Raw genomic sequence first — 26,142 nt, 5'->3', positions numbered from 1 at the left:
GTGATCGGATCGGCGACGTGGTGGTGTCGTGCCGGCCCGGACACCGCGGGACCGCCGATCTGGTGGTGCCAGCCCGAGGTCAGGCCCGGCCGGAGTGGCCCTCGGGGGAGCGGCGCGGCATCGGGATCGAGCGGACCGCGTACTCCTGGACCGCGGCGGCGTGGTCGTCCGCGTCGAGGTGCCAGTCGGACTGGCCCGGCGCGTGCCGGCGGGTCAGCACGCCCTGGACGGTGTCCACAGTGGTCCCCACCCCGGCGCTCGGCCGGGTGCGCCACAGCCGTTCACCGTCCGGTGTGATCCGGAACCAGCCGTCGGAGACGCTGACCAGACCGGCGCCGGCCAGCCGGCGGACCGCGCCCTCCACCTCGTGCCGTTCGGGAATGGACCGGTTGAGGTGGTCGGCGGTGGAGAGGACGTCGGCGAGGCGGACGCCCTCCGGCCGGCGCGTGGCGGCCGACCGGCGGTGCCGGCCGGCACCGCTCGCGATCACCAGTGCGACGAAGATCCAGGCGTCGGTCCTACGCCATCCGTTCTCCCCCATGTGGGAATTCTGCCCGGCGTCGACGGCGGAGGAAACACCCGGTTTCGTCGAACCGTGTCAGCGCAGCTCATCGACGTGCCGGCCGTCCCATTTCCTGGCCGTCGGCACCGCCGGGGCTACGGTACGTAGCCGAACGGGGGTCACGCCGCCTCGCCGGCCGGCCCGGGCGCGCGGCCGATCGTCGGCTCCACGGTGGACCCGACCGGCTGCGCCGGCAGCGCGAAGAGCGGGATGAACAGCTGGGCGAGCGGCCCGATGGCGAGCGCGTACGCGACGGTGCCGATGCCGACCTTGCCACCGAGCAGCCAGCCGAGCGCCAGCACCGTGACCTCGATGACGGTCCGGACCAGCCGGATCGACCGGCCGGGGCGGCGGGCCACGTACCCGGTCATCAGACCGTCGCGCGGGCCGGGGCCGAGCGCCGCGCCCAGGTAGAGCCCGGTGGCCGCGCCGTTGGCGATGATCCCGACGGCCAGCGTGCCGATTCGCGCCGGCAGCCCGCCGACGGGTGGCAGCAGGGCCAGGGTGGCGTCCACCACGAGGCCGATCACCACGACGTTGCTGACCGTGCCGAGGCCGGGGCGTTGTCGCAGCGGGATCCAGAGCAGCAGCACGATGGCGCCGACCGCGATGGTGACCGTGCCGAACGAGAGCCCGGTCTGCCGGGCGAGGCCCTGGTGGAACACGTCCCACGGGTCGAGGCCGAGGCCGGACCGGATCATCAACGCCATGCTGACGCCGTAGAGGGTGAGCCCGACGTAGAGCTGGGTCAGCCGGCGGGTCGGCCGGTACCGGAGATTGCCAATCGCAGCCATGCGTGCCACTCTAGGGTCCAATCCTGCCGATGATAGAGCCAATTGCGGAGGGGTGGCCATGACTACTCAGGTGCGTGGCATCCAATTGGCTCGGCTGCTCGGTCAGTGGCACGCGTTGCCCGGCCGGCGGCGCAGCCCCGACTACGCCGCGCTCGCCGCCGCCGTGCGCGGCCTGCTCGCCGACGGCCGGCTCGCCCTCGGGGTACGCCTGCCGGCCGAGCGGGAGCTGGCGGAGGCGCTGCGGATCAGCCGGACCACGGTCACCGCCGCGTACCGGGAGCTGCGGGACAGCGGCCACCTGGCCAGCCGCCGGGGCGCCGGGAGCTGGACCATGCTGCCCGGCACCCACCGGGTCGCCAGCACCGGGCTCTGGACCCCGCTCGACGACCGGGACATGATCGACCTCGGGGTGGCCGCGCTCGCCGCGCCGCCGCAGCTCGTGGCCGCCGCCCGGGCCGCCACCGAGGATCTGCCGCGCTACCTCGGTGGGGCCGGGTACCACCCGACCGGCATCATCGAGCTGCGCGAGGCGGTGGCCCACGCGTACACCGGGCGGGGGCTGCCGACCAGCCCCGAGCAGATCATGGTCACCAGCGGCACCCAGCATGCGCTGGACCTCGTGCTGCGGCTTGCCCTGTCGCCCGGCGGCGCGGTGCTGGTGGAGTCCCCGACCTATCCCAACGCCCTCGCCGCGCTCTCCGCCCGCCGCGCCCGGATCACCACCCACGGCCTGGCCACCGACGGCGCCGGCTGGGACGCCGACCTGCTGCTGGGCAGCATCCGGCAGACCCGGCCGAAGCTGGCGTACCTGATTCCCGAGTTCCAGAACCCGACCGGCCACCTGATGGCGGCCGAGCTGCGCGAGCGGCTCGTCGGCGTCGCGCACGCCGCCGGGACTGACCTGGTCATCGACGAGTCCTTCGTGGACCTGCCGTTGGACGGGGCCCCGCTGCCGCCGCCGGTCGCCCTGTTCGACCGGCACTCGCGGGTGATCAGCATCGGCGGGATGAGCAAGCCGTACTGGGGTGGGCTGCGGATCGGCTGGGTCCGGGCGTCCGCCCCGCAGGTGCAGCGGCTGGCCGCCGCGCGGGTCGGCGTCGACATGGCCAGTCCGGTGCTCGACCAACTCGTCGCGGTGCACCTGCTGGCCGAGGCGACGAGCATCGTGACCGCGCGGCGGAACCAGCTCGTCGCCCAGCGGGACGCGTTGGTCGGGGCGTTGGCCGAGCGGTTGCCCGACTGGCGGTTCGCGGTGCCGCGCGGCGGGGTCACGCTCTGGGCCGAGCTGGACGGTCCGATCTCCAGCGCCCTGGCCCGGGCGGCCGAGGAGGTCGGCGTACGCCTGGCGCCCGGACCCCGGTTCGGCCTGGACGGCACCCTCGAACGGTTCCTGCGGCTGCCCTTCACGTTGCCCGCCGCCGACCTGGTGGAGGCGGTCGGCCGGCTCGCCGCGGTCCGCTACGACCTGGACCGGGCCGGCCGCTCGCAGTGGCGGGAGCCGTCCGTCATCGCCTGACCGGCTACGCCGAGCTGCCCGGATCGCGCTCGCCGGGCCGGGCCGGCTGGGAGACTGCGCAGGTGGGGAATGGTGGCGGCAGCCGGTGGGCGAGTGCGGTCCGGCCGGGCGCGCCGGGGTCCCGGACGACCCGGTTGGAACTCTTCTACGACCTGGTCTTCGTTTTCGCGTTCCTCAACGTCACCAGCCTGACCGTGGAGCATCCCTCCTGGGGCAACCTGTTCCGGGCGCTGCTGGTGCTGGCGCTGCTCTGGTGGTGCTGGACCGGGTTCGCCGGACTCGGCAACATGGTCCGCGCCGACCAGGGCGTGCTGCCGCTGGTCGGCTTCGTCACCGTGGCCTCCGCCTTCCTGCTGGTGCTGAGCATCCCGGGGGCGTTCGTCGACCAGCCCGGCGGGCTGAACGGGCCGATCGTCTTCGCCGTCTGCTACTTCCTGGTCCGGGCCGCGCAGCTGGCGATCTTCGGCTGGGTGGCCCGGACCGACCCGGCCGCGTTCCGGCGCTGGCTGCTGCTCGCCGCGCTGCCGGTGATCGCCACGGTGCTGCTGCTCACCGCCGGGCAGGTGCCGCCGCGGCTCGGCGACCGTACCGTGGCGGTGGTGCTCCAGCTCGGCCTCTGGACGGCGGCGGTGCTGGTGGAGTACGGGGCGGGGGTCGCGCTGGGCAGCTCGTACTGGGCGGTGATCTCCGCCGGGCACTGGGCGGAACGCCACGCCCTGATGATCCTGATCGCGCTCGGCGAGTCGATCATCGCGCTCGGTCTCGGTGCGAAGTCCATCAGCGCCCTGCCACTGACCGGCCCGGTGATCACCGCCGCCGTGCTCGGTGTCGCGATCGCCGCCGCGCTCTGGTGGGCGTACTTCGACACCTTCTCCCTCGGCGCGGAGCAGACGCTGCACCGCACCCGGGAGCCGGGCGCCCGGGCCCGGCTGGCCCGCAACGCGTACACCTACCTGCACATGCCGATGATCGCCGGGATCATCTTCTTCGCGCTCGGGGTCAAGGACATGCTCGCCGAGGCGGCGGCACCCGGGACACCGGCCTGGGGGGAAGCGCTCGGCGCCTTCTGGATCACCGTCCTCTACGGCGGTGTCGGCCTCTTCCTGCTCAGTCTCGCGGCCTGCGCGCTGCTGGTGCTGCGCAGCGTGCGCTGGCCGCTGCTGGGGGCGGTGGCGGCGATCGTCCTGGTCGCGCCGGGGGCGGCCCGGCTGCCGGAGCTGTTGGCGGTGGTGGTGCTGGCGGTGCTCTGCGTCGCGGGCACCGCCGTGGAGACGATGCGGGAGGACGGCCGGCGGCGGCGGATCAGGCAGCTCGCGCTGGACGAGCAGGTCGCCATCGAGGAGGAGCAGAGCCGGTGGCGACGGCAGCACCTGTGACCGGCGCCGGAAGCGGCGGCGGCCGTGCCCCGGGACGGAGGGGCACGGCCGCCGCCGGGCGCGGGACGACGGTCGCGGCGCGGCGCCAGACGCGCCGAGCTGGAGTTGTCGGACGACGGCTCCAGGTCGCGGCGCGGCGCCAGACGCGCCGAGCTGGAGTTGTCGGAGCTACAGCTCGGCGAGGGTGCCCGCGTACATCTGCTCGATCTCGGTGGCGAAGTTGCTCTCCACGCTCCGGCGCCTGATCTTCAGCGACGGGGTGATCTCGCCGTCCTCGATGGTGAGATCGCGGGGGAGGACCGCCACTTTCTTGATCGTCTCCCAGCGGTTGAGCCTGGCGTTGAGCTCCGCCACGTAGCCCTCGACCATCGCCCGCACCTCCGGCGAGGTGACGATGTCGGCGTAGTCGCGGCCGTCGAGGGGGCCGCCGGCCGCCCAGCCCCGGATCGCGTCCGGGTCGAGGGTGACCAGCATGGTGCAGTAGTTGCGGGCCTGCCCGACGACCACCGCCTGCGAGGTGTACGGGCAGATCGCCTTGAACATGCCCTCGATGTGCGACGGCGCGATGTACTTCCCGCCCGAGGTCTTGACCAGGTCCTTCTTCCGGTCGGTGATCCGTAGGTAGCCGTCGTCGTCGAGGCTGCCGATGTCCCCGGTACGGAAGAAGCCGTCCTCGGTGAACGCGGCGGCGGTCTCCTCGGGCAGGTTGTGGTATCCGCGCATCACCGGCCGACCGCGGACCAGGATTTCGCCGTCGGTGTCGATCCGGCACTCCAGGTCGCCCATCGCCCGGCCCACGGTGCCGATGCGCAGTCCGTCGGGCGGGTTGACGAAGTTGCCGGCGCTGGTCTCGGTGAGGCCGTACCCCTCGGAGATGGGCAGGTTGGCGGCGGCGAAGAAGGTGGCGATCTCCTGGCTGAGCGGCGCCGCGCCGGAGACCAGCACCCGGATCCGGCCGCCGAGCCGGGCCTGGAGCTTGCTGAAGACCAGCTTCTCGGCCACCGCGTACCGCAGCCTCAGCCCGATCGGCAGTGGCCGGCCGGCCTGCTCCAGGGCGACCTTCTCCTTGCCCACCGCGACGCCCCAGCCGAAGATCTTCGCCTTCGCGCCGCCGGCGTCCTGGGCCGTGGTGACCGCCTTGTTGTAGACCTTCTCGAAGACCCGGGGGGCGCCGCACATCAGCGTCGGCCGGACCACGGCGAGCAGCTCGACCAGCTTGTCCACCCGACCGTCGACGTACGTGGGTAGCCCGAGGTGGGTGACGCCGCAGAGCAGCGTCTTGCCGAACGAGTGCGACAGCGGCAGCCAGAGGTACTGGAGGTCGTCCTCGCGTAGCAGGTCCAGCTCGGCCTGCGCCACGCCCTCCCAGCACCAGCCGCCGTGCAGCAGCTCGACGCCCTTCGGCCGGCCGGTGGTGCCCGAGGTGTAGATCAGGGTGGCCAGGTGGTCCGGGCCGATGCCGGCGACCAGCATGTCGATCAGATCCGGCTCGTTGGCCAGGGCCTGCCCGCCCCGCTCCTCCAACTCGGCCAGGGTGAGCTGCGGGACCGCGGCGGCCGGGTCCGGCTCGCCGTCGAAGAGCACCACGTGGGTCAGCGCCGGCAGCTCCGCGCCGGCGATCTTCGCCGCCTGGGCCGGGTTCTCGGCGAAGAGCACCCTCGACCCGGAGTCGGCGACGATGTAGGTCGCGTCCTCCGGCTCGGTGGTCGGGTAGACGGTGGTGGTGGCCCCGCCGGCGCACATGATGCCGAAGTCGGCGATCACCCAGTCGAGCCGGGTGTTCGCCAGGATCGCCACCGGGTCCTCCGGGCCGACACCGAGCCCGTGCAGGCCGGCCGCGACGGCCTTGGCACGCTGCCCGACCTGCTCCCAGCTCAGCCAGACCGGCCCGGAGTCGTCCGGGGCGGGGCGGCCGAACGCGGGGCGGTCGGGGGTCGCCGCCACGCGCTTGAGGAACATGTCGGGAATGGAACGGTACGGTACATCGAGAGCCATCGCTGTAGCCGCCTTCGGGGATGGAGGGACGTGACGGGGGTCACGCCACTTTGCGGTTACCGAAGAGTATGGCCTGTCCCCGGCCAGCGGCTAGCCCTGGCGCCTCCACGCGGACCGGCGGCCCGCGACGGGGCCCGCCGCCGTCAGGCGTACCGGGCCGCGGCCAGCGACCAGTCGTAGGTGGCCCGGATCCAGTTCCGCCGGGTGGTGAGAACCGCCCGGACCGCCTCGTCGGCCCCGGCGGTCAGCGCCGCCTCCCGCGTCGCGTACTCGGCCAGCCCCTCGTTGAAGCGGGTGGCCGCCGCGCGCAGCGCGACCGCCTCGCCCTGCCCGGTCTCGCCGACGATCGTGGCGACCAGGTTGTGCGCGTCCGGCGTGCCGGAACGCTCCTTGCCGTAGGAGAACACGTCGTTGCACCAACAGACCAGGTCGGCGGCGAGGGCGTCCAGGGCGACCAGCGCCGGGTCCGCCCACCGGCCCGCCTCCGGCAGCCCGTCGTGGGCCAGGTCGGTGAGGGTGAAGCTGGGCCGGGCACCCCCGGTGTGCCGGCGCATCTGCACGTACTCGGCCACTCCGGGGACCCGGCGGTGCTCCCGGTTCGCCGCCTCCCACAACAGCGCCAGCAGGTACTCCCGCAGCTCGGAGACCAGGCGGAGCAGCAGGGCCGGTCGTTGCCGGGCGCGGACCCGCCGGCAGAGGTCGTCCAGCGCGACCCCGAGCGGTCCGACCTTGGTCGGCGCCGCCACCGTCCGGTCGCCGTGCCGTTCGAGCACCTCCAGCAGCTCCGCGACGGTCGGGGCGAGCCGGGTCGGGCTGGCGCCGAGGCCGTCCTCGTCGCAGGCGTCGTCCATCACGAACAGCCAGGAGATCAGGTCGGTGAGCAGGCGCAGCGCGTACACCGGCGCCTCCGGGCAGGCTCGGCCGGCCAGCTCCGCCGGGCTGGCGCCGGAGAGTCGGCGCATCCCCGCCGGGGTGTCGATCAGGCCCAGGTCGCGTACCCACTCGGCGCTCTGCGCGGCGACCAGTTCGACGGCGGCGTGTCGACGTGTCGGGAAGGGGGGTTCGCGTAGTGCTGAGACCGCGAAGCTCCGCATCCCTGGCCCCCCTGTCCCGCCGTCCCGGCAGTCCGGCGACGGGAAAGCAGCGTACGGCAGCGGGGATCGGCGAAAGTGAGTCGGGTCGGGGATGTTTCACGTTTCCGGTGACCGGTGCCACCCACCAGGTCAGAAGCCCAGGCGGGCCGTCCGCAACCTGTTCGCCGGTGCCGCCGGGCCGTCCACCTGCACCCGTGCCACCCGCTGCCGACCGGAAAGGAACAGCGCCAGCTCGCCGGGGCTGCCCACCACCCGCAGCCGCTCGCCGCCCCGGCCGGCGGTGCGTTCGCCGTGGCCGGGCGCCTGAATCAGCAGGTCCGCCGGGAAACGCCGCAACGCCACCCGGGCCAGCGTCGACGCCCGCTTCCACAGCGCCGCCGCCAACCCGGCCGGCAGCTCCCGGGGCCGCCATCCCGGCTGGGCCCGGCGTACGTCCTCGTGGTGGATGAAGAACTCCAGGGTGTTCGCCAGCTCGTCGGTGAGCGGATTGCTCACCGGGCTCCACAGCGGCGGGCGCCGGACCCGGGCCACCAGGTCCGGGTACGGCCCGGCGGCCACCTGCCGGCGGACCGCCTCGCCGTACCGGCGCAGCGGCGGCAGCAGGATGCCACCGGCGGCGTCCGGCCGGCGTTCCCGCACCACCAGGTGCGCCGCGAGGTCACGGGTGGACCATCCCGCGTCGATCGTCGGCGCGTTCGGTCCCAGGTCCAGCAGCAGATCGGCGAGCGCCTCGCGCTCCGATCGGGCGTACCGCGGCATGGCCCGATCGTAGGCCCGTCGCCGCTTGGGCCGGTGGGACGTGACGGTGGACATATCCGGCCCGGGTCGTCGGAGCTGGCCCGGACCGGTAAGGATGTGGGAGAAACTTGCGGCTTACGGCGGGGGAGAGCGTGGCGAGCAGGACAAGTCGGGACGTCCTCGGCAGGGGGCTGCGGGTACTCGGCCAGGCCATCCGGGAACAGCCGCGGATCTTCGCGGTCGCGGTGGCCGGCAGCGTGCTCTTCGGCCTCATGGTGATCGCCAGCGCGGCCGTGGTCGGCGCGGTGGTCGGCGAGGTGGTGGTCCCCGCTGTCGCCCACGGCTCGGTGGCCGGCGGCACGCTCGCGCTCGCCGCGGCCGCGCTGTTCGGGATCAGCGTCCTGCGGGTGGTCGGCATCCTCGGCCGTCGCCTCGGCGCCGGCTACATGCAGTACCGGATGCAGGCCACCTACCGTCGCCGGGTCACCCGCCGCTACCTGGACCTGCCGCTGTCCTGGCACCACCGCAACTCCACCGGCACCCTGCTGTCCAACGCCAACTCCGATGTGGAGGCCGCCTGGTATCCGATCGCGCCGCTGCCGTTCGCGGTCGGCACGGTGGTGATGCTGGTCGGCGCGGTGGTCTCGCTGTTCCTCACCGACTGGGCGCTCGCCCTGGTCGGTGTCACCGTCTTCCCGGCGCTGTTCGCGCTCAACGTGGTCTACTCCCGCCGGATGGCCCCCCGCCAGGCCCGCGCCCAGCGGCTGCGCGCGGAGGTCAGTGGCATCGCGCACGAGAGCTTCGACGGCGCGCTGGTGGTCAAGACGATGGGTCGCGAGGCGCAGGAGACCGCCCGGTTCGGCGCCCGCGCCGGTGAGCTGCGCGACGCGCTGATCTCGGTCGGCCGGCTGCGTGGCGTCTTCGACCCGATGCTGGAAACGCTGCCCAGCCTCGGCACCCTCGCCGTGCTGGTGGTCGGCGCGGTCCGGCTCCGGCAGGGCGCGATCACCGTCACCGAGCTGGTCAGCGTCGCCTTCCTGTTCACCGTGCTGGCCTTCCCGGTCCGGGCCATCGGCTGGGTGCTGGCCGAGCTGCCGCGCAGCGTCGCCGGCTGGGACCGGGTGCGCCGCGTCCTCGACGCCACCGGCGAGATGCCGTACGGCGAGGTGTCGCTCGACCCGGCCGCGCCGACGCCGGCCACCCTCGCCTTCCACGACGTCCACTTCGGGTACGAGCCGGCCGAGGCGCACCTGCCCGGCACGGAGGTGCTCGGCGAGGTTACCTTCACCGTGCCGGCCGGGAAGACCGTCGCCCTCGTCGGGCCGACCGGCGCCGGCAAGTCCACCATCACCTCGCTGGCCGTACGGCTGGTCGACCCGCGCGCCGGCACGGTCACCCTGGACGGCGTCGACGTCCGCGACCTCACCGCCGCCTCGCTCGCCGCGAACGTGGCCCTGGTCGCCCAGGTGCCGTTCGTCTTCGACGACACCGTCCGGGCCAACATCACCCTGGACCGGCCCGGGGTCGGCGACGAGGAGGCCTGGGCGGCGCTGCGGCTGGCCGAGGCGGACGGGTTCGTCGCCGCGCTGCCCGACGGGCTGGACACCATGGTCGGCGAGCGGGGCACGTCGCTCTCCGGCGGCCAGCGGCAGCGGCTCACCCTGGCCCGGGCGCTCGCCGGGCGCCCCCGGCTGCTGGTGCTCGACGACGCCACCAGCGCGGTCGACCCCCGGGTGGAGGCGGCCATCCTGGCCGGGCTGCGCGCCCCGGCCGATGGCGTCGCGCCCGCGTCGATCCTGGTGGTCGCGTACCGGCGGGCCACCATCGCGCTCGCCGACGAGGTGATCTACGTGGAGCAGGGGCGGGTGGTCGCCCGGGGCACGCACGCCGACCTGCTCGCCACCGTGCCCGGCTACGCCGACCTGGTCACCGCGTACGAGCAGGCCGAGCAGGAACGCGAGCAGACCCACCCGTACGAGGTCAGCCCACCGCTGACGTCCGGCCTGGAAGTCGAGGTTGACCGGTGAGCGCGAGTACGACGACGGCCGAGGCGACCGAGTCGACCTGGCGGACGCTGCGGCGTGGGCTGGCCCTCTCCCCCGAGCTGAAGACCGGGCTGGCCGGCACGCTCGGGCTGGCGCTGGTCTACATGGTCGGCCGGGTCGCGGTGCCGGTGGCGGTGCAGCGCGGCATCGACCACGGCATCGTGGGCGGGCTCGACGTGGACGTGATCACGCTGACCGTGATCGCCACCGCCGCCGTGCTGGTGGTCACCACCGCCTGCGGCTACCTGATGATGCGTCGGCTCTTCACCGTCAGCGAGACCGCCCTCGCCGGGGTGCGTACCCGGGCCTTCCGGCACGTGCACGACCTGTCCATGCTGCACCAGCAGTCCGAGCGGCGCGGCTCGCTGGTCTCCCGGGTCACCAGCGACGTCGACCAGATCACCCAGTTCCTCCAGTGGGGCGGCGTGATCCTGATCGTCAACCTGGGCCAGCTCGTGGTGACCACGGGCGTCATGCTGGCGTACTCGTGGCAGCTGACGCTGGTGGTGCTCGTCGCCTTCGCGCCGGCGGTGCTGGTGATCCGGGTGCTCCAGCGCCGCCTCGCCGCCGCCTACGGCCTGGTCCGCCAGCGGACGGGCGCCCTGCTCGGCACCATCGGCGAGAGCGTGGTGGGCGCCCCGGTGATCCGGGCGTACGGGATCGCCGGGCGGACGGCCCGGCGGCTGGACGCGGCGATCGAGGGGCAGCGGCGGGCCCAGCAGGGAGCCATCCGGATCAGCATCATGGGCAGCTCGGTGGGGGAGCTGGCGGCCGGTCTGGCCCTGGCCGGCGTGGTGGTGGTCGGGGTCAACCTCGGCGTCGACCGGACCCTGTCCATCGGCCAGCTCACCGCGTTCCTGTTCCTGGTGACCCTGTTCATCCAGCCGGTGCAGATCGCCACCGAGGTGCTCAACGAGGCGCAGAACGCGATCGCCGGCTGGCGCCGGGTGCTCGACGTGCTGGACGTCGCGCCGGACGTGGCCGACCCGGGGGAGCGGGGGCGGGAGCTGCCGCCCGGGCCGCTGGACATCCGTTTCGGGCAGGTGACCTTCGCCTATCCGGGCGGGCCGCCGGTGCTGCACGGGGTGACCCTGGACATTCCGGCGAAGAGCCGGGTGGCCGTGGTCGGCGAGACCGGCAGCGGCAAGACCACCTTCGCCAAGCTGCTCACCCGGCTGATGGACCCCAGCGAGGGCGAGGTGCTGCTCTCCGGCGTGTCGCTGCGCCAGGTGCGGTTCGACTCGCTGCGCTCCCGGGTGGTGATGGTGCCGCAGGACGGCTTCCTCTTCGACGCCACCGTCGGGGAGAACGTCCGCTTCGCCCGCCCGGAGCTGACCGACGCGCAGCTCACCACGGCCTTCACCGAGCTGGGGCTGGCGGACTGGCTGGACGGCCTGCCGGCCGGGCTGGACACTCCGGTCGGCGAGCGCGGCGAGGCGCTCAGCGTCGGGGAGCGGCAGCTCGTCGCGCTGGCCCGGGCGTACGTCGCCGACCCCGACCTGCTGGTGCTGGACGAGGCGACCAGCGCCGTCGACCCGGCCACCGAGGTGCGCCTCCAGCGCACCCTCGACGCGGTGACCCGGGGGCGGACGACGCTCGCCATCGCCCACCGGCTCTCCACCGCACAGGCGGCCGACGAGGTGATCGTGGTGGACCGCGGCCGGATCGTCCAGCGTGGCCCGCACGACGACCTGGTCAAGGACCCGGACTCCGTCTACGCCCTGCTCTACGCCTCCTGGCTCGAACAGACCCGCTGACTCCCACCCCTGGCAAACTTCTTGATCAACACCTGTGGGGGGTGGGTCAGGGGGTGGGGAGGGGGGCGGTGAGGTAGCGCTGGACGGTGGGGCCGATCGTGGCGACCAGGGTCTCCGGGGCGGCGGAGGCGACCGGTTCGAGGCGGAGGACGTACCGCATCATGGCCAGGCCGATCATCTGGGTGCCGACCAGCGCGCCGCGCAGCGGCAGCTCGGTGGGGTCGACGTCGAGCCCGTCGAGGACCCGGCGCAGCACCTGGGTGACCAGGAACTCGCGCAGCAGCCGGCCGGTCCACTCGTTGCTGACCGCCGAGCGCAACAGGGCCACCGCCGCCACCCCGGCCGGGGAGTCCCAGACCGCCAGGAACGTGCGGACCAGCCGCTCGCCCGCCCCGTCCGGGCCGGCGGCCAGCACGGCCGGGAGCAGCTCGGCCGGGTCGAGGGGGATCGCCACGGTCGCCCGGAACAGCTCCTCCTTGGTGCCGAAGTAGTGGTGCACCAGCGCCGGGTCCACCCCCGCGGCGGTGGCGATGGCCCGGATCGACGTGGCGTCGAAGCCGCGCTCGGCGAACGCCGCCCGGGCCGCCGCGAGGATGGCCTCCCGGGTGTCCGGGTTGCCGGGCCGGCGTCCGGTGCGTCGCGCCATCACCCGCTGCGCCGGCGCAGCGTGGCCGCGGCGAGCACCAGCGCCGCGACCGCCGCCCCGGCGACGACCGCCACGTCGCGCCACATCGTGGTGGTCGGTTCGGCGTGCGCGCCGACCTCCTGGAGCGCCTCGACCGCGTACGACAGGGGCAGCGCGTCGCTGACCGCCTGGAGCCAGCCGGCCATCTGCCCCCGGGGCACGAACAGCCCGCAGAGCAGCAGCTGCGGAGCCACCACCACCGGCATGAACTGCACGGCCTGGAACTCGGTACGGGCGAACGCGGAGCAGAACAACCCGAGTGCCACGGCGAGTACCGCGTTGATCCCGGCGATCATGACGACCAGCCAGAGGCTGCCGGCGGTGTCCAGCCCGAACACCCGGTACGCGACCAGCGACGCGATGGTGGACTGCGCCACGCCGGCCAGCCCGAACGCGATGCCGTAGCCGAAGAGCAGGTCGAGCTTGCCCAGCGGGGTGGTGAGCAGCCGCTCCAGCGTGCCGGTGGTGCGCTCCCGGAGCATGGCGATGCTGGTCACCAGGAACATGATGATGAACGGGAAGAAGCCCAGCATGATCAGCGCCACCCGGTCGAAGGCGGCCGGCTGACCCGGTGGGGCGTGCTGGTCGGCGTACATGTAGTAGACCAGCGTGAGCAGCGCGGTGGGCACCACGACGAGCAGCGCGACGGTCCGCCGGTCGTGCCGGAGCTGGCGCAGGATCCGCCCGGTGGTGGCGGCCAGGATGCGGGGGTTCACGACCGCTCCCCTCCGGCGGGCGCCCGGCCCGCCTCGTGTGTCCGGATCAGCCGGAGGAACGCTTCCTCCAGATCGTCGGCGCCGGTGGTGGCGCGGACCGAGTCGGGGGTGTCGTCGGCGATCAGCCGACCGTCCCGGATGAGCAGCAGCCGGTCGCAGCGGGCCGCCTCGTCCATGACGTGGCTGGACACCAGCAGGGTGGTCCCGGTGGCGGCCATGGCGTGGAACCGGGCCCACAGGTCGGCCCGGAGCACCGGGTCCTGGCCGACGGTGGGCTCGTCGAGGACGATCAGCTCCGGATCGCCGACCAGGGCGCAGGCCAGCGAGGCCCGGCTGCGCTGACCGCCGGAGAGCGTGCCGACCAGTTGGTCGGCGGCGTCGGCCAGCCCGACGTCGGTCACCGCGCGGTCCGCCTCGGCCCGGCCGCGGCCCTGGAGCACGGCGAAGTAGCGCGCGTTCTCCCGGACGGTCAGGTCGGCGTAGACGCTGGGCGCCTGGGTCAGGTAGCCGACCCGGTTGCGCAGCTCCGCCGCGCCCGCCGGTGCCCCGAGCACGGTCACCGTGCCCGAGGTGATCGTCTGCACCCCGACGATCGCCCGCATCAGGGTGGTCTTGCCACTGCCGCTCGGCCCGAGCAGCCCGGTGACCGTGCCGCGGGGCACCGCACAGGAGATGCCCTGGAGCACCCGCCGTCGGCCCCGGTCGACCACCAGGTCACGGACCACGACTGTGCCGTCCATGCCCGCCTCCAAAACTCATCATGCGTTGAACTCAACGCTAGTTGAGTTTCACCTCTCCGCGCAACGGTTGACTTCGAGTGCGCTCGAACTGGAACCCTTGACCGGGTGGACATCAGCACGCGGGAGACGAGCCTCACCGTCGGTGAGGCGGCGGAACGGGTCGGCCTGACCACCTACACGCTGCGCTGGTACGAGCAGGAGGGGCTGGTCGCCCCGGTGGGACGGGACTCCTCGGGCCGCCGGCGCTACACCGAGTCCGACGTCAACTGGCTGTTCCTGCTCACCCGGCTCCGGCGGACCGGGATGCCGGTGCGGGACATGCGCCGCTACGCCGAGCTGGCCCGGCAGGGCGACCGGACGCTGGGCGCCCGGCGGGCGCTCTTCGAGGCACACCGGGCCCGGGTGCTGGCCCGGATGGCCGACCTGCGGGAGGACCTCAGGGTGCTCGACCACAAGATCGACGCGTATCGCCGGGCGGAGGAGGAACTGGCCTGATCCGGCGCGGTGCCCGGGGAAAGGTACCCCGAGGCAGCAATGCGATTCGTCGGGCACTAGCCATCTCACCGGACACCAGGTCCGGCAACGGTCATTGCGTCGGAGATCGGACTCCGGCACCATGTCGCGGTGGGTCCCGCAGCGCTGCCCGAGACCGGATTCCTCGACGAGTGGGCCGTCCGGCTGCGGCAGGCCGCCGATCGCCCGGTGGTCGGCATCATGCTGCGCGGCAGCCACGCCCGCCGGGCCGCCACCGAGCACAGCGACGTCGACGTCGACGTGCTGGTCGCCAACGAGGAGCCGCCCGCCGACCCGGCCCCCGCGCCGGCGGTCCCGTCGGTGGCCGCCGACCCGTACGCCTCGCCGGCCGCCGACCCGTACGCCGCGCGGCGGGCGTACCTGGCCGAGTTCGAGGGACGTCTCGTGCACGTCTCGGTGGCCGCCCGGGACGTCCGGTCCTGGGTCCACCGGCTCGGCCAGCCGGCCGACTGGGCGTTCGGGCTGCCGGTCACCGCGCCGGCCCGGCTGATCTGGGCCACGCCCGAGTGGCGGCGCCGGATCGACCTGCCCGTGCTCTGCCAGCCCGCCGACGAACCCCGGCTGGAGGAACTGATCGCCAGCCTCGGCAAGGTCGCCGGCGCCCGGTGGGCCGACGACCCGCTGGGCGTCCGGCTCGCCGCCGCCGACCTGGCCCGGCTCTGCCCGTCGGTGCTGCGGCTGGTCAACCCCTCGGTCCGGGTGGTGTCCCGCCGGGACGCGCTGGCCGCCGCGCTGGACCTCCCGGTCGCCCCGCCCGGCTACCGCGACGACATGCTGCGCTGCCTCGGGCTGCGCCCCGGCGCCACCGGCGAGGTCGCCGCCGCCGCCGGCCGGCTGGTCGCCGGGATCGTCCCGCTGGTCCGCCCGTACGCCGAAGAGATCGCCGCGGTGGCCGGCGCCGACCTGGCGGACGCCCTGGTCGACGGCCGGCTGGACCGCTACCTGGCGCAACTGACCCGCGCCCTCGGCCGTCCCGGGGCCACCCCTCGGGACACGTCGTCGGTACCGGCGCCGCGTGCGGGAGAATGGCTCACCGTGCCCGCCTCTGACGCGCCGGTGACCGGCGCCCCCGCCAGCTCCGGCGACGCCGCGGCCCCCGGCCCGGCCCGCCCGTCCCGGCTCGACCCGGCCATCGCGGCCCGGCTGCGCCGCACCCCCGACGGCCTGGTGGCCGCGGTGGTACGCCAGCACGACTCGGGCGAGGTGCTGATGGTCGCCTGGATGGACGACGAGGCGCTGCACCGCACCCTGACCACCGGCCGGGCCACCTACTGGTCGCGCAGCCGGCAGGAGTACTGGGTCAAGGGCGCCACCTCCGGCCACCACCAGTACGTCCGCTCCGTCGCCCTGGACTGCGACGGGGACGCCCTGCTGGTCAGCGTCGACCAGGTCGGCGCGGCCTGCCACACCGGGCACCGCACCTGCTTCTTCACCGAGCTGCCGGTCAGCTTCCCGGAGGCGACGTCATGACGGACGGCACGGTCAGCCCGGACCAGACCACCTTCGCCGAGCTGGCGTCCCGCTGGCGGGTCGTGCCGGTCACCCGGCGGCTGCTGGCCGACGCGGAGACCCCGGTCGGCGTCTACCGCAAGCTGGCCGGCGGCCCCGGCACCTTCCTGCTGGAATCCGCCGAGCAGGGCGTCGGCTCGGCCGGGATGGCCTGGTCCCGCTACTCGTTCATCGGCGTACGCAGCAGCGCCACGCTGACCGAGCGGGACGGCGCGGCGGTCTGGACGGGTGCGCCGCCGGCCGGCGTACCGGCCTCCGGCGACCCGGTGGCGGTGCTCCGCGAGACCGTCGCCGCGCTCGCCGGCCCGGCCTGGGACCCGGCCAGCGGGATGCCGCCGCTCACCGGCGGCATGGTCGGCTACCTCGGGTACGACCTGGTCCGGCGCTTCGAGCGGCTGCCCGAGCTGACCGAGGACGACCTCGACGTGCCCGAGCTGGGCATGATGCTCGCCACCGACCTGGTGGTGCTCGACCACTACGAGGGGTCGGCGATCCTGGTCGCCAACGCGGTCCTGCCCCCGCTCGACACCCCGGACCGGGAGGCCCTGGTCGCGGCGGCGTACCACCACGCGGTGGGGCGGCTGGACGCGATGACCGCTGCCCTGTCCCGACCGATTCCGCCCATGATCTCGACGGTGGCCCGGCCCCCGGCCGGCGACGTGGTCAGCCGTACGGCCGACGGCGGCTACCCGAAGGCGGTGGCGGCGGCCAAGGAGGCGATCCGGGCCGGTGAGTGCTTCCAGATCGTGCTCAGTCAGCGGTTCGAGCGGGACACCCACGCCGACCCGCTCGACGTCTACCGGGTGCTGCGCACCACCAACCCCAGCCCGTACATGTACCTGCTGCGCTTCGACGGCTTCGACATCGTGGGCTCCTCGCCGGAGGCGCACCTGAAGGTGAGCGCCGGCGCGGACGGGCGGCGGCGGGCGCTGCTGCACCCGATCGCCGGCACCCGGCCGCGCGGTGGCACCCCGGAGGCGGACGCCCGGCTTGCCGCCGAGCTGCTCGCCGACCCGAAGGAACGGGCCGAGCACGTCATGCTGGTCGACCTGGGCCGCAACGACCTGGGTCGGGTGTGCCGCCCGGGCACGGTCGAGGTGCCGGAGTTCGCCACCATCGAGCGGTACAGCCACGTCATGCACATCGTCTCCACCGTGGTGGGGGAGTTGCGCGGCGACCGCACCGCCTTCGACGCGCTCGCCGCCACCTTCCCCGCCGGCACCCTCTCCGGGGCGCCGAAGGTGCGGGCCATGGAGATCATCGAGGAGTTGGAGCCGGTTCGGCGGGGTCTCTACGGCGGCACCGTCGGCTACTTCGGCTTCGGCGGCGACCTGGACATGGCCATCGCCATCCGGACCGCGCTGATCCGCGACGGCCGGGCATACGTGCAGGCCGGGGCCGGGGTGGTGGCCGATTCCGATCCCGCCGCCGAGGACCAGGAGACCCGGAACAAGGCCGCTGCGGTGCTCGCCGCGATCGCCGCCGCCGAGACACTGAGGCCGGCCCGGTGAGCGCGAGGAGCGCAGCGGAGCGGAGCCCCGCAGTCGCGAACGAAAGGCAGGCCCGGTGAGCGCGAGGAGCGCAGCGGAGCGGAGCCCCGCAGTCGCGAACGAAAGGCAGGCCCGGTGAGCGGGACCACCGCGGCGGCCGGGGCACCCGCCGCGCGGGGCCGGCGCGAGCTGACGTACGCGGTGCTGCTCTGCCTGGCCGGGGCGGGCCTGGCCTGCTGGGCGGTGACCCGGACCTGGTCGGTCGAGCTGGCCGCCCGGGGCTCGCTGCCGCCGGTGCGGCACGCCCGCACCGGCGCGGACCTGCTGCCCTGGGTCTCGGCGCTGGCCCTGGTCGGGCTGGCCGGCGGCGGCGCGGTGCTGGCCACCCGGCGTCGGGTCCGGCGCCTGCTGGGCGCCCTGCTGACCCTGGTCGGGCTGGCCGTGGCGGCCGGCGGCGGGTACGGCCTGACCGCTGCCGTCGGCGGCGGGGTGAGCCGGCAGTGGCCGGCGTTGGTGCTGCTCGGCGGGCTGGTCGCGGCGACCGGCGGAGGGTTCACCGCGCTGCGTGGCGGCGGCTGGCCGGCGATGGGCGCCCGCTACGAGCGGTCCGCCCGCCCGTCGGCCCCGGCGGACGCCGGCCGGCCGGCGGTGGAGCGGGGCACCCGGGACGCCTGGGAGGCGCTCGACCGGGGCGAGGACCCGACGGTCAGCTGACCGGCTGGCCGTCCCGCGCGTCGCGGCGCTCCCGGGCCGCGGCACGGGCGGCGCCCAGCTCGGCGACCAGGCGGTCCAGTTCGCGGCGCTGCGCGGCGCGCGCCCGGTCGGCGCAGACCGCCTCCCAGGCGTTGCCACGGGCGGTCCGCATCCGGCCGTCGCCGACCACGGCGCGTTCGACGGTGTGCACCACACCGACGGCGAGCGACGCGACGGTCCGGGAGATGGTGGTGAGCCCGATGTGGTTCGGCCCGTTGGCGCTCATGGTCACCCCGCACGAGATCGTTAACGCCGGTTGGCGGGCGCCTCATCGAGTCTGCCCGATCGGAATCCTGCCGGGCTCGCGTTTCGCCGCCGTGACGCCCAGGTCAACAGTCCGGCAGCGGGGGCGACCTGGGCAGGGCCGTTCGTCCTTGAGCTTGGTCACAACATCGAGGACGATCGTGGTCCTGCGGGCCCGGGGCGTCCATGGTGAGATGGAGCATGGGCGTGGATCGATGTGATGGTCGGGCCGGGTGGTGCCGGTCGCCGAGCGAGGTGGCACTGCGTGACATCCCGTTCACAGAGGCCGGCCATCATGCCACAGCCCATGTGGTGAGGTGCGCCATACCCCCGGCACTTGTCGCCAGGTGGCGCCCCCTAGCATCGGCCCATGACACCCGGAGAGGGGAGTCCGTTGGTGACTGCTGAGCATGCGCACGCGGAGGGGGACGACGCCGGTCCGGCGGCGACCACAGGCGTGCTCGACGAGATCCTGGCCGGTGTGCGTGAGGACGTGGCCCGGCGGCAGGAACAGGTGCCGCTGGAGCGGATCCGCGAGCTGGCCGGCGCCGCGCCGCCGCCGCTGGACGCGTACGCGGCCCTGCGCCGGCCCGGCGTGGCGGTGATCGCCGAGGTGAAGCGCTCCTCGCCGTCCAAGGGGCGGCTGGCCGAGATCGCCAACCCGGCCGACCTGGCCGGCGACTACGCGGCCGGCGGCGCCCGGGCCATCAGCGTGCTCACCGAGGGCCGCTGGTTCGGCGGGTCGCTGGACGACCTGGCCGCCGTACGGGCCGCGGTCGGCATCCCGGTGCTGCGCAAGGACTTCGTGGTCTCCAGCTACCAGGTGCACGAGGCGCGGGCGCACGGCGCCGACCTGGTGCTGCTGATCGTCGCCGCGCTGGAGCAGAACGCGCTGGTCGGCCTGCTGGAGCGGATCGAGTCGCTCGGCATGACCGCGCTGGTCGAGGTGCACACCGAGGAGGAGGCCGACCGGGCCCTGGAGGCCGGCGCGCAGGTGATCGGCGTCAACGCCCGTGACCTGCGTACCCTGGAGGTCGACCGCTCGGTGTTCGAGCGGATCGCACCCGGCCTGCCGAGCAGCGTCGTCAAGATCGCCGAGTCCGGCGTACGCGGCCCGCACGACCTCATCCGGTACGCCTCGGCCGGCGCCGACGCGGTCCTGGTGGGCGAGGGCCTGGTCACCCAGAAGAGCCCCCGCGAGGCGGTCGCCGAGCTGGTCAACGCCGGCAACCACCCGGCCACGCCCCGCCCGGTGCGCTGAGCCGCGCCGGTCCGCACACACAGCGAGAGGACAGCCCGATGACCGCTGACGCCCCGGCCGCCCGGGTCCCCGACGCCGCCGGTCACTTCGGCCGGTTCGGTGGGCGATTCGTCCCGGAGGCGCTGGTCGCGGCGCTCGACGAGCTGGACGCGGCGTACCGGAAGGCGATGACCGACGAGGCCTTCCTCGCCGAGTTCGACGGCCTGCTGCGCGACTACGCCGACACCCCCTCGCCGCTCTACCAGGCCCGGCGGTTCTCCGCGAAGGCCGGGGCGCGGATCCTGCTCAAGCGGGAGGACCTCAACCACACCGGCGCGCACAAGGTCCGCAACGTGCTCGGTCAGGCCCTGCTCACCAAGCGGATGGGCAAGACCCGGGTGATCGCCGAGACCGGCGCCGGGCAGCACGGCGTGGCCACCGCCACCGCCGCCGCGCTGTTCGACCTCGAGTGCGTGGTCTACATGGGTGAGGTCGACACCCAGCGACAGGCGCTCAACGTGGCCCGGATGCGGATGCTCGGCGCCACCGTCGTCCCGGTCACCACCGGCTCGCGGACCCTCAAGGACGCGATGAACGAGGCGATGCGGGACTGGGTCGCCAACGTCGACAGCACCCACTACCTGATCGGCACCGCCGCCGGCCCGCACCCGTTCCCGGAGATGGTCCGGGACTTCGTCCGCGGCATCGGCGAGGAGGCCCGCCGGCAGTGCCTCGACCTGACCGGCGCGCTGCCGGACGCGGTCGCCGCCTGCGTCGGCGGTGGCTCCAACGCGCTGGGCATCTTCCACGCCTTCGTGCCCGACACCGGCGTCCGCCTCTACGGCTTCGAGGCCGGCGGCGCGGGCGTGACGACCGGCCGGCACGCGGCCAGCATCACCGGCGGCTCGGCCGGCGTGCTGCACGGCACCCGCACGTACGTGCTCCAGGACGAGGACGGGCAGACGATCGAGTCGCACTCGATCTCGGCCGGGCTGGACTACCCCGGCGTCGGGCCGGAGCACGCCTGGCTGCACGACACCGGCCGGGCGACGTACCTGCCGGTCGACGACGACGAGGCGATGGCCGCGTTCGAGCTGCTCTGCCGTACCGAGGGGATCATCCCGGCGATCGAGAGTTCGCACGCGCTCGCCGGCGCGTGCAAGATCGCCCCGCGGCTCGCCGCCGAACTGGGCCGGGAACCGGTCATCGTGGTCAACCTCTCCGGCCGGGGCGACAAGGACGTGCACACCGCCGGTGAGTACTTCGGCATCCTCGACAAGGAGGAGTGACATCGTGAGCCGGATCGGGGTGGCCTTCGACAAGGCCCGCGCGGACGGTCGGGCCGTGCTGGTCGGCTGCATGCCGGCCGGGTTCCCGAGCGTCGAGGGCAGCATCGCCGCCATGAAGGCCATGGTCGAGGCGGGCGTGGACGTCATCGAGGTGGAGATCCCGTACTCCGATCCGGTGATGGACGGTCCGGTCATCCAGCGGGCCAGCGACATCGCCCTGGCCGGGGGCGTGCGTACCCGGGACACGCTGCGCATCATCGACGCGGTGGCGGCGACCGGCGCCTCCGTGGTCACCATGACCTACTGGAACCCGATCGAGCAGTACGGCGTCGACGCGTTCGCCCGCGACCTGGCCGCCGCCGGGGGCACCGGCCTGGTCACCCCGGATCTCATTCCCGAGGAGGCCGGCGAGTGGCTGGCCGCCTCCGACGCGTACGGGCTGGACCGGACGTTCCTGGTCTCCCCGTCGTCCACCGACGCGCGGCTGAAGATGACCGTCGAGCACTGCCGGGGCTTCGTCTACGCCACCGCGATCATGGGTGTCACCGGCGCCCGGGCGCAGACCTCCGACGCGGCGCCGATCCTGGTCTCCCGGGCGCGTGCGGTCACCGATCTGCCGGTCGGTGTCGGGCTGGGCGTGGGGACCGGCGCGCAGGCCGGCACCGTCGCCGGGTACGCCGACGCCGTCATCGTCGGCAGCGCGCTCATCCGCTGCCTGCTCGACGCCCCGGACCAGGCCGCCGGGCTGGCCGCGCTGCGCGCGCTGAGCGCCGAGCTGGCCGAGGGGGTCCGCAACCCGGTCCGCTGACCGCGCCGGCCCTCCTGGCTGGCCGGGCCGCCGGCGGTGGGCCCCGCGTCGCCCGTGGCATCGCTGTTCATGCCCTTTCGAGCTGAGTCGTCCGTGATATCGCGGCACTGTCCGGTCCGACCTCGCGCCGCGGTGCGACCACCGCGAGGTCCCGGCTGAGTCGGATGCGACATCAGCTCCGAAGGAGCTGTTGAGTCAGTCACCCCGCCCGCGCCGATCAACCGCGAGGCTGTCGACCGGGGTCGCCGTGGACCGGGGTCACCGCCCTTCCGAGACACCGCCGATCAGGCGGGGCCCCTGGCCGGTCCCGAACGGGTCGGCGGTCCGCTGTCCGGGTGGCGCGCCCCCGCCCCCGATCGAGCCCGCTGCGCCGTCCTGGACGGTCGGCACGGTTTCCGGTGGCGCTTCCCGTAGCAGCCCCGACCGGCCGGCGAGGGCGTCGGCGAGGGCGGCGCGGGTGATCGGGGTCAGCGTCTCGGGGAGCGCGTCCGGGGGGTGCCAGCCCAGCTGACAGCCGCCGACCGGGGTGCCGGCGGGCCCGTCGCCGCGGGCCCGGGCGCGGAACACGTGCACCAGCACGTCCGGCGGTGGCCCGCAGCGGCCGGGCGGCGGCGGGGAGGTGCCGGGGTCGCCGAGGCGGTACAGGCCCACCAGGTCGACCAGCTCGACCTGCCAGCCGGTCTCCGCGCGGATCTCGCGTGCCGCCGCCGGGAGTGGGCTCTCGTCGCGGCGCAGCCGCCCGCCCGGCAACGCCCAGCGCCGGCCGCCTCCGGAGCGCCGGCAGAGCAGCACCCGACCGGCCTGGTCCGTGACCACCGCGGCGACCGCCCAGATGAGCGCGCTCATGGAAAAACAGCGTACGACGGGGCAAAGCAGAAGTCAGCCGACCCGCGAAGCGGGCCGGACCGGGGGTGCCGCAAGCACCCTCCGCACGGGTAGCGTGTTCACCCGTGACCCTCGCCCCGATGACCCCACTGGCGGCCCTGCCCAGCCCCGCCACCGCCGTCTGGCAGCTCGGACCGATTCCGATCCGGGCGTACGCGCTCTGCATCATCGTCGGCATCGTGGTGGCCTGCGTGGTTACCGAGTACCGGCTGCGCCGGCGCGGTGTGGCCCCCGGCGCGGTGCTCGACATCGCCGTCTGGGCGGTGCCGGCCGGCATCGTCGGCGCCCGGCTCTACCACGTGATCACCTCGCCGGAGAAGTACTTCGGCGCCGGTGGCGAGCCGCTCAAGGCGTTCGCCATCTGGGAGGGCGGGCTCGGCATCTGGGGCGCGGTCGCCGGGGGCGCGCTCGGCGCCTGGATCGCCGCCCGCCAGCTCGGCATCCCGTTGACGGTGGTGGCCGACGCGCTGGCGCCGGGCCTGCCGCTGGCCCAGGCGGTCGGCCGGTTGGGCAACTGGTTCAACAACGAGCTGTACGGCGGCCGCACCAGCCTGCCCTGGGGCCTCCAGGTGCACGTGATGGATCCGGACAATCCCGGCCACGCGTTGCGCGACGACGCCGGGAACCCGGTCCTCCAGCCGGGCCTGTACCAGCCGACCTTCCTCTACGAGGCGCTCTGGAACGTCGGCGTCGCCGCCCTGGTCTACTTCCTCGACCGGAAGCTGCGGTTCGGCCGGGGCCGGGCGTTCGCGCTCTACGTGATGGGCTACACGGCGGGCCGGTTCTGGATCGAGATGATGCGCACCGACGAGGCCAACCACATCCTCGGCCTGCGGCTGAACGTGTGGACCGCGGTGCTGGTCTTCCTCGGCGCGCTGGCCTACTTCGTGCGGGTCCGTGGGCCGCGCGAGTACCTGATCCCGCTCGGCACCCCGGCCACCCCGGTCCCGCCCGCCGGCGGCGACGTGTCGCAGGTCGACCTCGCCGCCCAGGAGACCGGGCCGCGCAAGGTCGTCCCGGAGGGCTACCGGGTGGTGAACGAGGAGCAGTTCCGCGCGTACCAGGAGACCGGCGCGGTTCCCGACGAGGAGCCGCCGGCGGCCGACGCGGTCCCGGAGGCGGACGTCGACGAACCGACCGCGGCGGACGCCGAGCCCCGCGCCGAGGCGGGCGCCCGCACCGGTGCCGAGACGGGCGACGAGGCCCCGGCGGCGGTCCGCGACCGGGACAGTTGAGCGGGGGAGCAATGCGTACCGCGGTGGTGGTCGGCGCCGGCCTCGGTGGCCTGGCGGTGGCCGGTGCGCTGGCCCGCTCCGGGTGGCGGGTCACCCTCCTCGAACGGACCGACCGGGTCCGCCCGGAGCCGACCGCCGTCGTGCTCTGGCCCAACGGGGTACGCGCGCTGCGCGCCCTCGGCCTCGGCGCCGGGCTGGACGCGATCGCCACCCCGCTCCCCGACGGCGGGGTACGCCGCCCCGACGGGCACTGGCTGGTGCAGCCCCGCCCCACCCCGGCCGAGCGGATGCCGGTGGTGGTGCACCGGGAGGACCTGCACGACGCGCTCATCGCCGGCCTGGGCGACCAGGTGGAGCTGCGTACCGGAGTGACCGTGCGGAGCGTGCGGGCGGTCTCCGGGGAGCGCCCGGCGGTCGGTGACGGTCGGCACACCGTGACCGCCGATCTGGTGGTCGCGGCCGACGGCACCGACAGCGAGATCCGCCGGCAGCTCGCGCCGGAGGCGGCGGTGGTCAGCTCCGGCTGCGCCGCCTGGCGGGCCGTCATCCCCTGGTACCGGGTCCCGCAGCTCGCCGTCGACCAGCCGGTGTTCGGGGAGACGCTGGGCGCCGGCTACCGCTTCGTGGCCGCCTCGCTGGGCGAGCGGGGCACCGCGGGCGCCTCTCGCCGGGGCGGCATCTACTGGGTGGCCACCGCCGCCGGCGCGCCCCGCCCGGAGCCGCCGGAGACCCAGCTCGCCCTGCTCAAGCGCTGGTACGCGGGCTGGCCCGCGCCGATCGCCGAGCTGCTCGCCGCCACCGACCCGGCCGACCTGGTGCAGCAGGAGATCCGCGAGCTGCGCCCGCTGCCCCGGGCGTACGGCTTCCCGGCCGGGCCGGGCGGGGTGGTGCTGCTCGGCGACGCCGCGCACGCCATGCCGCCGCACCTCGGGCAGGGCGCCTGCCTCGCCTTCGAGGACGCGGCCACGCTCACCGCGCTGCTGCGCGAGTCCCGGCTGCCCGACGCGGTGGCCGCGTACGACCGGCTGCGCCGGCCCCGCGCGGCGACCATGGTGCGGCAGACCCGGCGGATGTCGGCCGTCCTGCAGACCCGGGGCCGGCTGGCGCTGCGGGCCCGCGACGCCGCCCTCGGCACGATCAGCCCCCGGCTGCGCAACACGGCCGCCTCGGCCGCCGCTTCCTGGCAACCGCCCACCTGATCGGGCCGCCCGGGGCGGCCGTCCCCGTCGGGCCCCGCCGCGGCCCGGTCAGCCGACCAGGGCGGCGGGCTCGGCGATGCAGGCGGTACCGACCCGACGGAAGCCGACCCGCAGGTAGACCCGGGCGATCTCCTCGCTGCCGGCGGAGAGGAAGACCAGGTCGGTGCCGGCGGCGCGCAGTTCGCGGGCGAGGGTGGCGGTGATCGCCGCGCCGAGGCCGCGCCGGCGGGCCGCCGGGAGGGTGGCCACCCCGGCGATCTCCGCCGCGTCGCCGACCCGCATCGCCATCCCGCTGGCCAGCGGGCCCTGGTCCGGCGTCTCGGCGACCACGGAGATCCGTCGCCCGTCGGCGATCCGGACGGCCTCCTCGTCCAGGGCGGCCACGTCCAGCCGGGGCACGGCGGCGTCCCGCTCGGCCGGACCGGCCTCGCCCCGCCCGGTGCCGCCGTTGGAAAAGCCGACCGCCGCGACGGCCCGCCGGGCCGCCACGTCCGCCGGAAAGCCGGGGTCGGTCGGGTCGAGGACCCGCACCGGTACGTCGCTGAGCGTCGCCGGGTCGGGCAGGCGGTCCGGGTCCAGCACCATCAGCGGCGCCTCCAGCACGGACAGCCCCGCCGAGCGGGCCACCGCCAGCAGGTCGGGGGTGGTCTCGTGCACCCACTCGAACGCCTCCGGCAGGCCCAGCTCCCGTTGCCGGGCCCGGACGGCGGTCACGTCGGCCAGCGCGGGCGGCGTGGTCGCGTCCCGCCGGGGGCGGGCGTAGAACGGCCAGCCGGCGCCGTCCCGGACGAAGAGCACCAGAGCGCCGTACTCCTCGACACGGGCGCCGTCCCGGGGCACCGCGTCGTAGAAGCGCTCCAACCGGTCGAGTACGTCAGCGCGTACGACATCCACCGCGCGAGACTACACGTCCCAGACTTTGGAATGTGTGATCAATCT

General features: G+C 74.6%; 24 protein-coding genes and 1 pseudogene. 14 read left to right on the top strand and 11 right to left on the bottom strand.

All coding sequences use genetic code 11. The annotated features are described in order from the left end of the window. Window positions 1-79 precede the first annotated feature (79 nt). Both GA0070621_RS15245 and yczE read right to left on the bottom strand, forming a co-directional pair. The gene (locus GA0070621_RS15245; protein ID WP_091196070.1) at window positions 80-541 is read right to left on the bottom strand and encodes a hypothetical protein; all 462 of its coding nucleotides are present in this window, start codon (window positions 539-541) and stop codon (window positions 80-82) included. A 140-nt stretch (window positions 542-681) separates the two neighbouring features. Then, window positions 682-1,356: a membrane protein YczE gene (yczE, locus tag GA0070621_RS15240; protein WP_091196067.1), complete on the bottom strand. Its 675-nt coding sequence runs from the start codon at window positions 1,354-1,356 to the stop codon at window positions 682-684. A 58-nt stretch (window positions 1,357-1,414) separates the two neighbouring features. Between yczE and yczR the strand changes: the two genes are divergently transcribed. Next, window positions 1,415-2,872 carry a MocR-like transcription factor YczR gene (yczR, locus tag GA0070621_RS15235; protein ID WP_091196064.1) on the top strand — a complete coding sequence of 486 codons (1,458 nt, stop codon included), beginning with the start codon at window positions 1,415-1,417 and terminating at the stop codon, window positions 2,870-2,872. Window positions 2,873-2,934: 62 nt separating this feature from the next. After that, window positions 2,935-4,248, top strand: a complete 1,314-nt coding sequence (locus tag GA0070621_RS15230) for a low temperature requirement protein A (protein WP_167666938.1) — start codon at window positions 2,935-2,937, stop codon at window positions 4,246-4,248. A 168-nt stretch (window positions 4,249-4,416) separates the two neighbouring features. Here the strand turns inward: GA0070621_RS15230 and GA0070621_RS15225 are convergent, their stop codons facing one another. The 3 genes from GA0070621_RS15225 to GA0070621_RS15215 form a co-directional block, all read right to left on the bottom strand. Beyond that, window positions 4,417-6,243: an AMP-dependent synthetase/ligase gene (locus GA0070621_RS15225; protein WP_091196062.1), complete on the bottom strand. Its 1,827-nt coding sequence runs from the start codon at window positions 6,241-6,243 to the stop codon at window positions 4,417-4,419. 143 nt (window positions 6,244-6,386) lie between these two features. Further along, window positions 6,387-7,337, bottom strand: coding sequence for a terpene synthase family protein (locus GA0070621_RS15220; protein ID WP_091196059.1), 951 nt, complete (start codon window positions 7,335-7,337; stop codon window positions 6,387-6,389). A 129-nt stretch (window positions 7,338-7,466) separates the two neighbouring features. After that, window positions 7,467-8,096, bottom strand: a complete 630-nt coding sequence (locus GA0070621_RS15215; protein WP_091202462.1) for a TIGR03085 family metal-binding protein — start codon at window positions 8,094-8,096, stop codon at window positions 7,467-7,469. 131 nt (window positions 8,097-8,227) lie between these two features. On the opposite strand from GA0070621_RS15215, the gene GA0070621_RS15210 reads away from it, so the two are divergent. Then, window positions 8,228-10,102: an ABC transporter ATP-binding protein gene (locus tag GA0070621_RS15210; protein ID WP_091196056.1), complete on the top strand. Its 1,875-nt coding sequence runs from the start codon at window positions 8,228-8,230 to the stop codon at window positions 10,100-10,102. Then, on the top strand, window positions 10,099-11,877 hold the full coding sequence (locus tag GA0070621_RS15205) for an ABC transporter ATP-binding protein (protein WP_091196053.1): 1,779 nt from the start codon (window positions 10,099-10,101) through the stop codon (window positions 11,875-11,877). Before GA0070621_RS15210 ends, GA0070621_RS15205 begins: the two co-directional genes overlap by 4 nt. A gap of 46 nt (window positions 11,878-11,923) precedes the next feature. Here GA0070621_RS15205 and GA0070621_RS15200 read toward each other — a convergent pair whose 3' ends face one another. The 3 genes from GA0070621_RS15200 to GA0070621_RS15190 are packed head-to-tail and all read right to left on the bottom strand — an operon-like array spanning window position 11,924 to window position 14,018. Then, a complete protein-coding gene (locus tag GA0070621_RS15200; protein WP_091202461.1) occupies window positions 11,924-12,523 on the bottom strand; it encodes a TetR/AcrR family transcriptional regulator in 600 nt (199 codons plus the stop codon). Then, on the bottom strand, window positions 12,523-13,278 hold the full coding sequence (locus GA0070621_RS15195; protein ID WP_091196051.1) for an ABC transporter permease: 756 nt from the start codon (window positions 13,276-13,278) through the stop codon (window positions 12,523-12,525). The genes GA0070621_RS15200 and GA0070621_RS15195 overlap by 1 nt, the downstream gene beginning before the upstream one ends. Continuing rightward, window positions 13,275-14,018 carry an ABC transporter ATP-binding protein gene (locus tag GA0070621_RS15190; protein WP_091196049.1) on the bottom strand — a complete coding sequence of 248 codons (744 nt, stop codon included), beginning with the start codon at window positions 14,016-14,018 and terminating at the stop codon, window positions 13,275-13,277. The genes GA0070621_RS15195 and GA0070621_RS15190 overlap by 4 nt, the downstream gene beginning before the upstream one ends. A gap of 105 nt (window positions 14,019-14,123) precedes the next feature. Here GA0070621_RS15190 and GA0070621_RS15185 point away from each other — a divergent pair, with 105 nt between their 5' ends. The 5 genes and pseudogenes from GA0070621_RS15185 (at window position 14,124) to GA0070621_RS15170 (ending at window position 18,265) form a co-directional block, all read left to right on the top strand. Then, window positions 14,124-14,513, top strand: coding sequence for a MerR family transcriptional regulator (locus GA0070621_RS15185; protein WP_091196046.1), 390 nt, complete (start codon window positions 14,124-14,126; stop codon window positions 14,511-14,513). Window positions 14,514-14,732: 219 nt separating this feature from the next. Further along, window positions 14,733-15,407: pseudogene (locus GA0070621_RS30915) on the top strand (phosphoribosyl-AMP cyclohydrolase); the annotation flags it as partial. Window positions 15,408-15,587: 180 nt separating this feature from the next. Continuing rightward, on the top strand, window positions 15,588-16,022 hold the full coding sequence (gene hisI / locus GA0070621_RS30910) for a phosphoribosyl-AMP cyclohydrolase (protein WP_091202459.1): 435 nt from the start codon (window positions 15,588-15,590) through the stop codon (window positions 16,020-16,022). Then, complete coding sequence (locus GA0070621_RS15175; protein WP_091196044.1) at window positions 16,019-17,572, top strand: anthranilate synthase component I; 1,554 nt, start codon at window positions 16,019-16,021, stop codon at window positions 17,570-17,572. Before hisI ends, GA0070621_RS15175 begins: the two co-directional genes overlap by 4 nt. A gap of 114 nt (window positions 17,573-17,686) precedes the next feature. Further along, window positions 17,687-18,265, top strand: a complete 579-nt coding sequence (locus tag GA0070621_RS15170) for a Trp biosynthesis-associated membrane protein (RefSeq protein WP_091196041.1) — start codon at window positions 17,687-17,689, stop codon at window positions 18,263-18,265. On the opposite strand, the gene GA0070621_RS15165 is transcribed toward GA0070621_RS15170, so the two are convergent. Continuing rightward, window positions 18,258-18,530, bottom strand: a complete 273-nt coding sequence (locus GA0070621_RS15165) for a hypothetical protein (protein ID WP_091202457.1) — start codon at window positions 18,528-18,530, stop codon at window positions 18,258-18,260. The genes GA0070621_RS15170 and GA0070621_RS15165 overlap by 8 nt on opposite strands. A gap of 474 nt (window positions 18,531-19,004) precedes the next feature. Between GA0070621_RS15165 and trpC the strand changes: the two genes are divergently transcribed. The 3 genes from trpC to trpA are packed head-to-tail and all read left to right on the top strand — an operon-like array spanning window position 19,005 to window position 21,884. Further along, entirely contained in the window at window positions 19,005-19,808 is an 804-nt protein-coding gene (gene trpC / locus GA0070621_RS15160) for an indole-3-glycerol phosphate synthase TrpC (protein ID WP_197674055.1), read from the top strand. A gap of 38 nt (window positions 19,809-19,846) precedes the next feature. Next, entirely contained in the window at window positions 19,847-21,076 is a 1,230-nt protein-coding gene (gene trpB / locus GA0070621_RS15155; RefSeq protein ID WP_091196036.1) for a tryptophan synthase subunit beta, read from the top strand. Between the two features lie 4 nt (window positions 21,077-21,080). Continuing rightward, entirely contained in the window at window positions 21,081-21,884 is an 804-nt protein-coding gene (gene trpA / locus GA0070621_RS15150; protein WP_091196033.1) for a tryptophan synthase subunit alpha, read from the top strand. 258 nt (window positions 21,885-22,142) lie between these two features. On the opposite strand, the gene GA0070621_RS15145 is transcribed toward trpA, so the two are convergent. Next, window positions 22,143-22,730, bottom strand: coding sequence for an NUDIX hydrolase (locus GA0070621_RS15145; protein WP_091196030.1), 588 nt, complete (start codon window positions 22,728-22,730; stop codon window positions 22,143-22,145). A gap of 104 nt (window positions 22,731-22,834) precedes the next feature. Here GA0070621_RS15145 and lgt point away from each other — a divergent pair, with 104 nt between their 5' ends. Both lgt and GA0070621_RS15135 read left to right on the top strand, forming a co-directional pair. Further along, on the top strand, window positions 22,835-24,004 hold the full coding sequence (gene lgt, locus GA0070621_RS15140) for a prolipoprotein diacylglyceryl transferase (protein ID WP_091196026.1): 1,170 nt from the start codon (window positions 22,835-22,837) through the stop codon (window positions 24,002-24,004). An 11-nt stretch (window positions 24,005-24,015) separates the two neighbouring features. Continuing rightward, window positions 24,016-25,203 (top strand): FAD-dependent oxidoreductase, encoded by a 1,188-nt coding sequence (locus GA0070621_RS15135; RefSeq protein ID WP_091196023.1) that lies wholly within the window; start codon window positions 24,016-24,018, stop codon window positions 25,201-25,203. Window positions 25,204-25,251: 48 nt separating this feature from the next. Here GA0070621_RS15135 and GA0070621_RS15130 read toward each other — a convergent pair whose 3' ends face one another. Then, window positions 25,252-26,097 (bottom strand): GNAT family N-acetyltransferase, encoded by an 846-nt coding sequence (locus tag GA0070621_RS15130; protein WP_091196021.1) that lies wholly within the window; start codon window positions 26,095-26,097, stop codon window positions 25,252-25,254. Window positions 26,098-26,142: the final 45 nt, after the last annotated feature.

It is taken from the genome of Micromonospora narathiwatensis (genome assembly GCF_900089605.1).
GTDB classification, from domain to species: Bacteria; Actinomycetota; Actinomycetes; order Mycobacteriales; family Micromonosporaceae; genus Micromonospora; species Micromonospora narathiwatensis.
Note: the sequence above shows the minus strand (reverse complement) of the source record. Positions and strands in the feature narration are given on the sequence as shown.

Coding starts and splice junctions, on each gene's coding strand:
- GA0070621_RS15245 (WP_091196070.1), bottom strand. CDS start 541: ATGGGGGAGAACGGATGGCGTAGGACCGACGCCTGGATCTTCGTCGCA.
- yczE (WP_091196067.1), bottom strand. CDS start 1,356: ATGGCTGCGATTGGCAATCTCCGGTACCGGCCGACCCGCCGGCTGACC.
- yczR (WP_091196064.1), top strand. CDS start 1,415: ATGACTACTCAGGTGCGTGGCATCCAATTGGCTCGGCTGCTCGGTCAG.
- GA0070621_RS15225 (WP_091196062.1), bottom strand. CDS start 6,243: ATGGCTCTCGATGTACCGTACCGTTCCATTCCCGACATGTTCCTCAAG.
- GA0070621_RS15220 (WP_091196059.1), bottom strand. CDS start 7,337: ATGCGGAGCTTCGCGGTCTCAGCACTACGCGAACCCCCCTTCCCGACA.
- GA0070621_RS15215 (WP_091202462.1), bottom strand. CDS start 8,096: ATGCCGCGGTACGCCCGATCGGAGCGCGAGGCGCTCGCCGATCTGCTG.
- GA0070621_RS15200 (WP_091202461.1), bottom strand. CDS start 12,523: ATGGCGCGACGCACCGGACGCCGGCCCGGCAACCCGGACACCCGGGAG.
- GA0070621_RS15190 (WP_091196049.1), bottom strand. CDS start 14,018: ATGGACGGCACAGTCGTGGTCCGTGACCTGGTGGTCGACCGGGGCCGA.
- GA0070621_RS15175 (WP_091196044.1), top strand. CDS start 16,019: ATGACGGACGGCACGGTCAGCCCGGACCAGACCACCTTCGCCGAGCTG.
- GA0070621_RS15165 (WP_091202457.1), bottom strand. CDS start 18,530: ATGAGCGCCAACGGGCCGAACCACATCGGGCTCACCACCATCTCCCGG.
- trpB (WP_091196036.1), top strand. CDS start 19,847: ATGACCGCTGACGCCCCGGCCGCCCGGGTCCCCGACGCCGCCGGTCAC.
- GA0070621_RS15145 (WP_091196030.1), bottom strand. CDS start 22,730: ATGAGCGCGCTCATCTGGGCGGTCGCCGCGGTGGTCACGGACCAGGCC.
- GA0070621_RS15135 (WP_091196023.1), top strand. CDS start 24,016: ATGCGTACCGCGGTGGTGGTCGGCGCCGGCCTCGGTGGCCTGGCGGTG.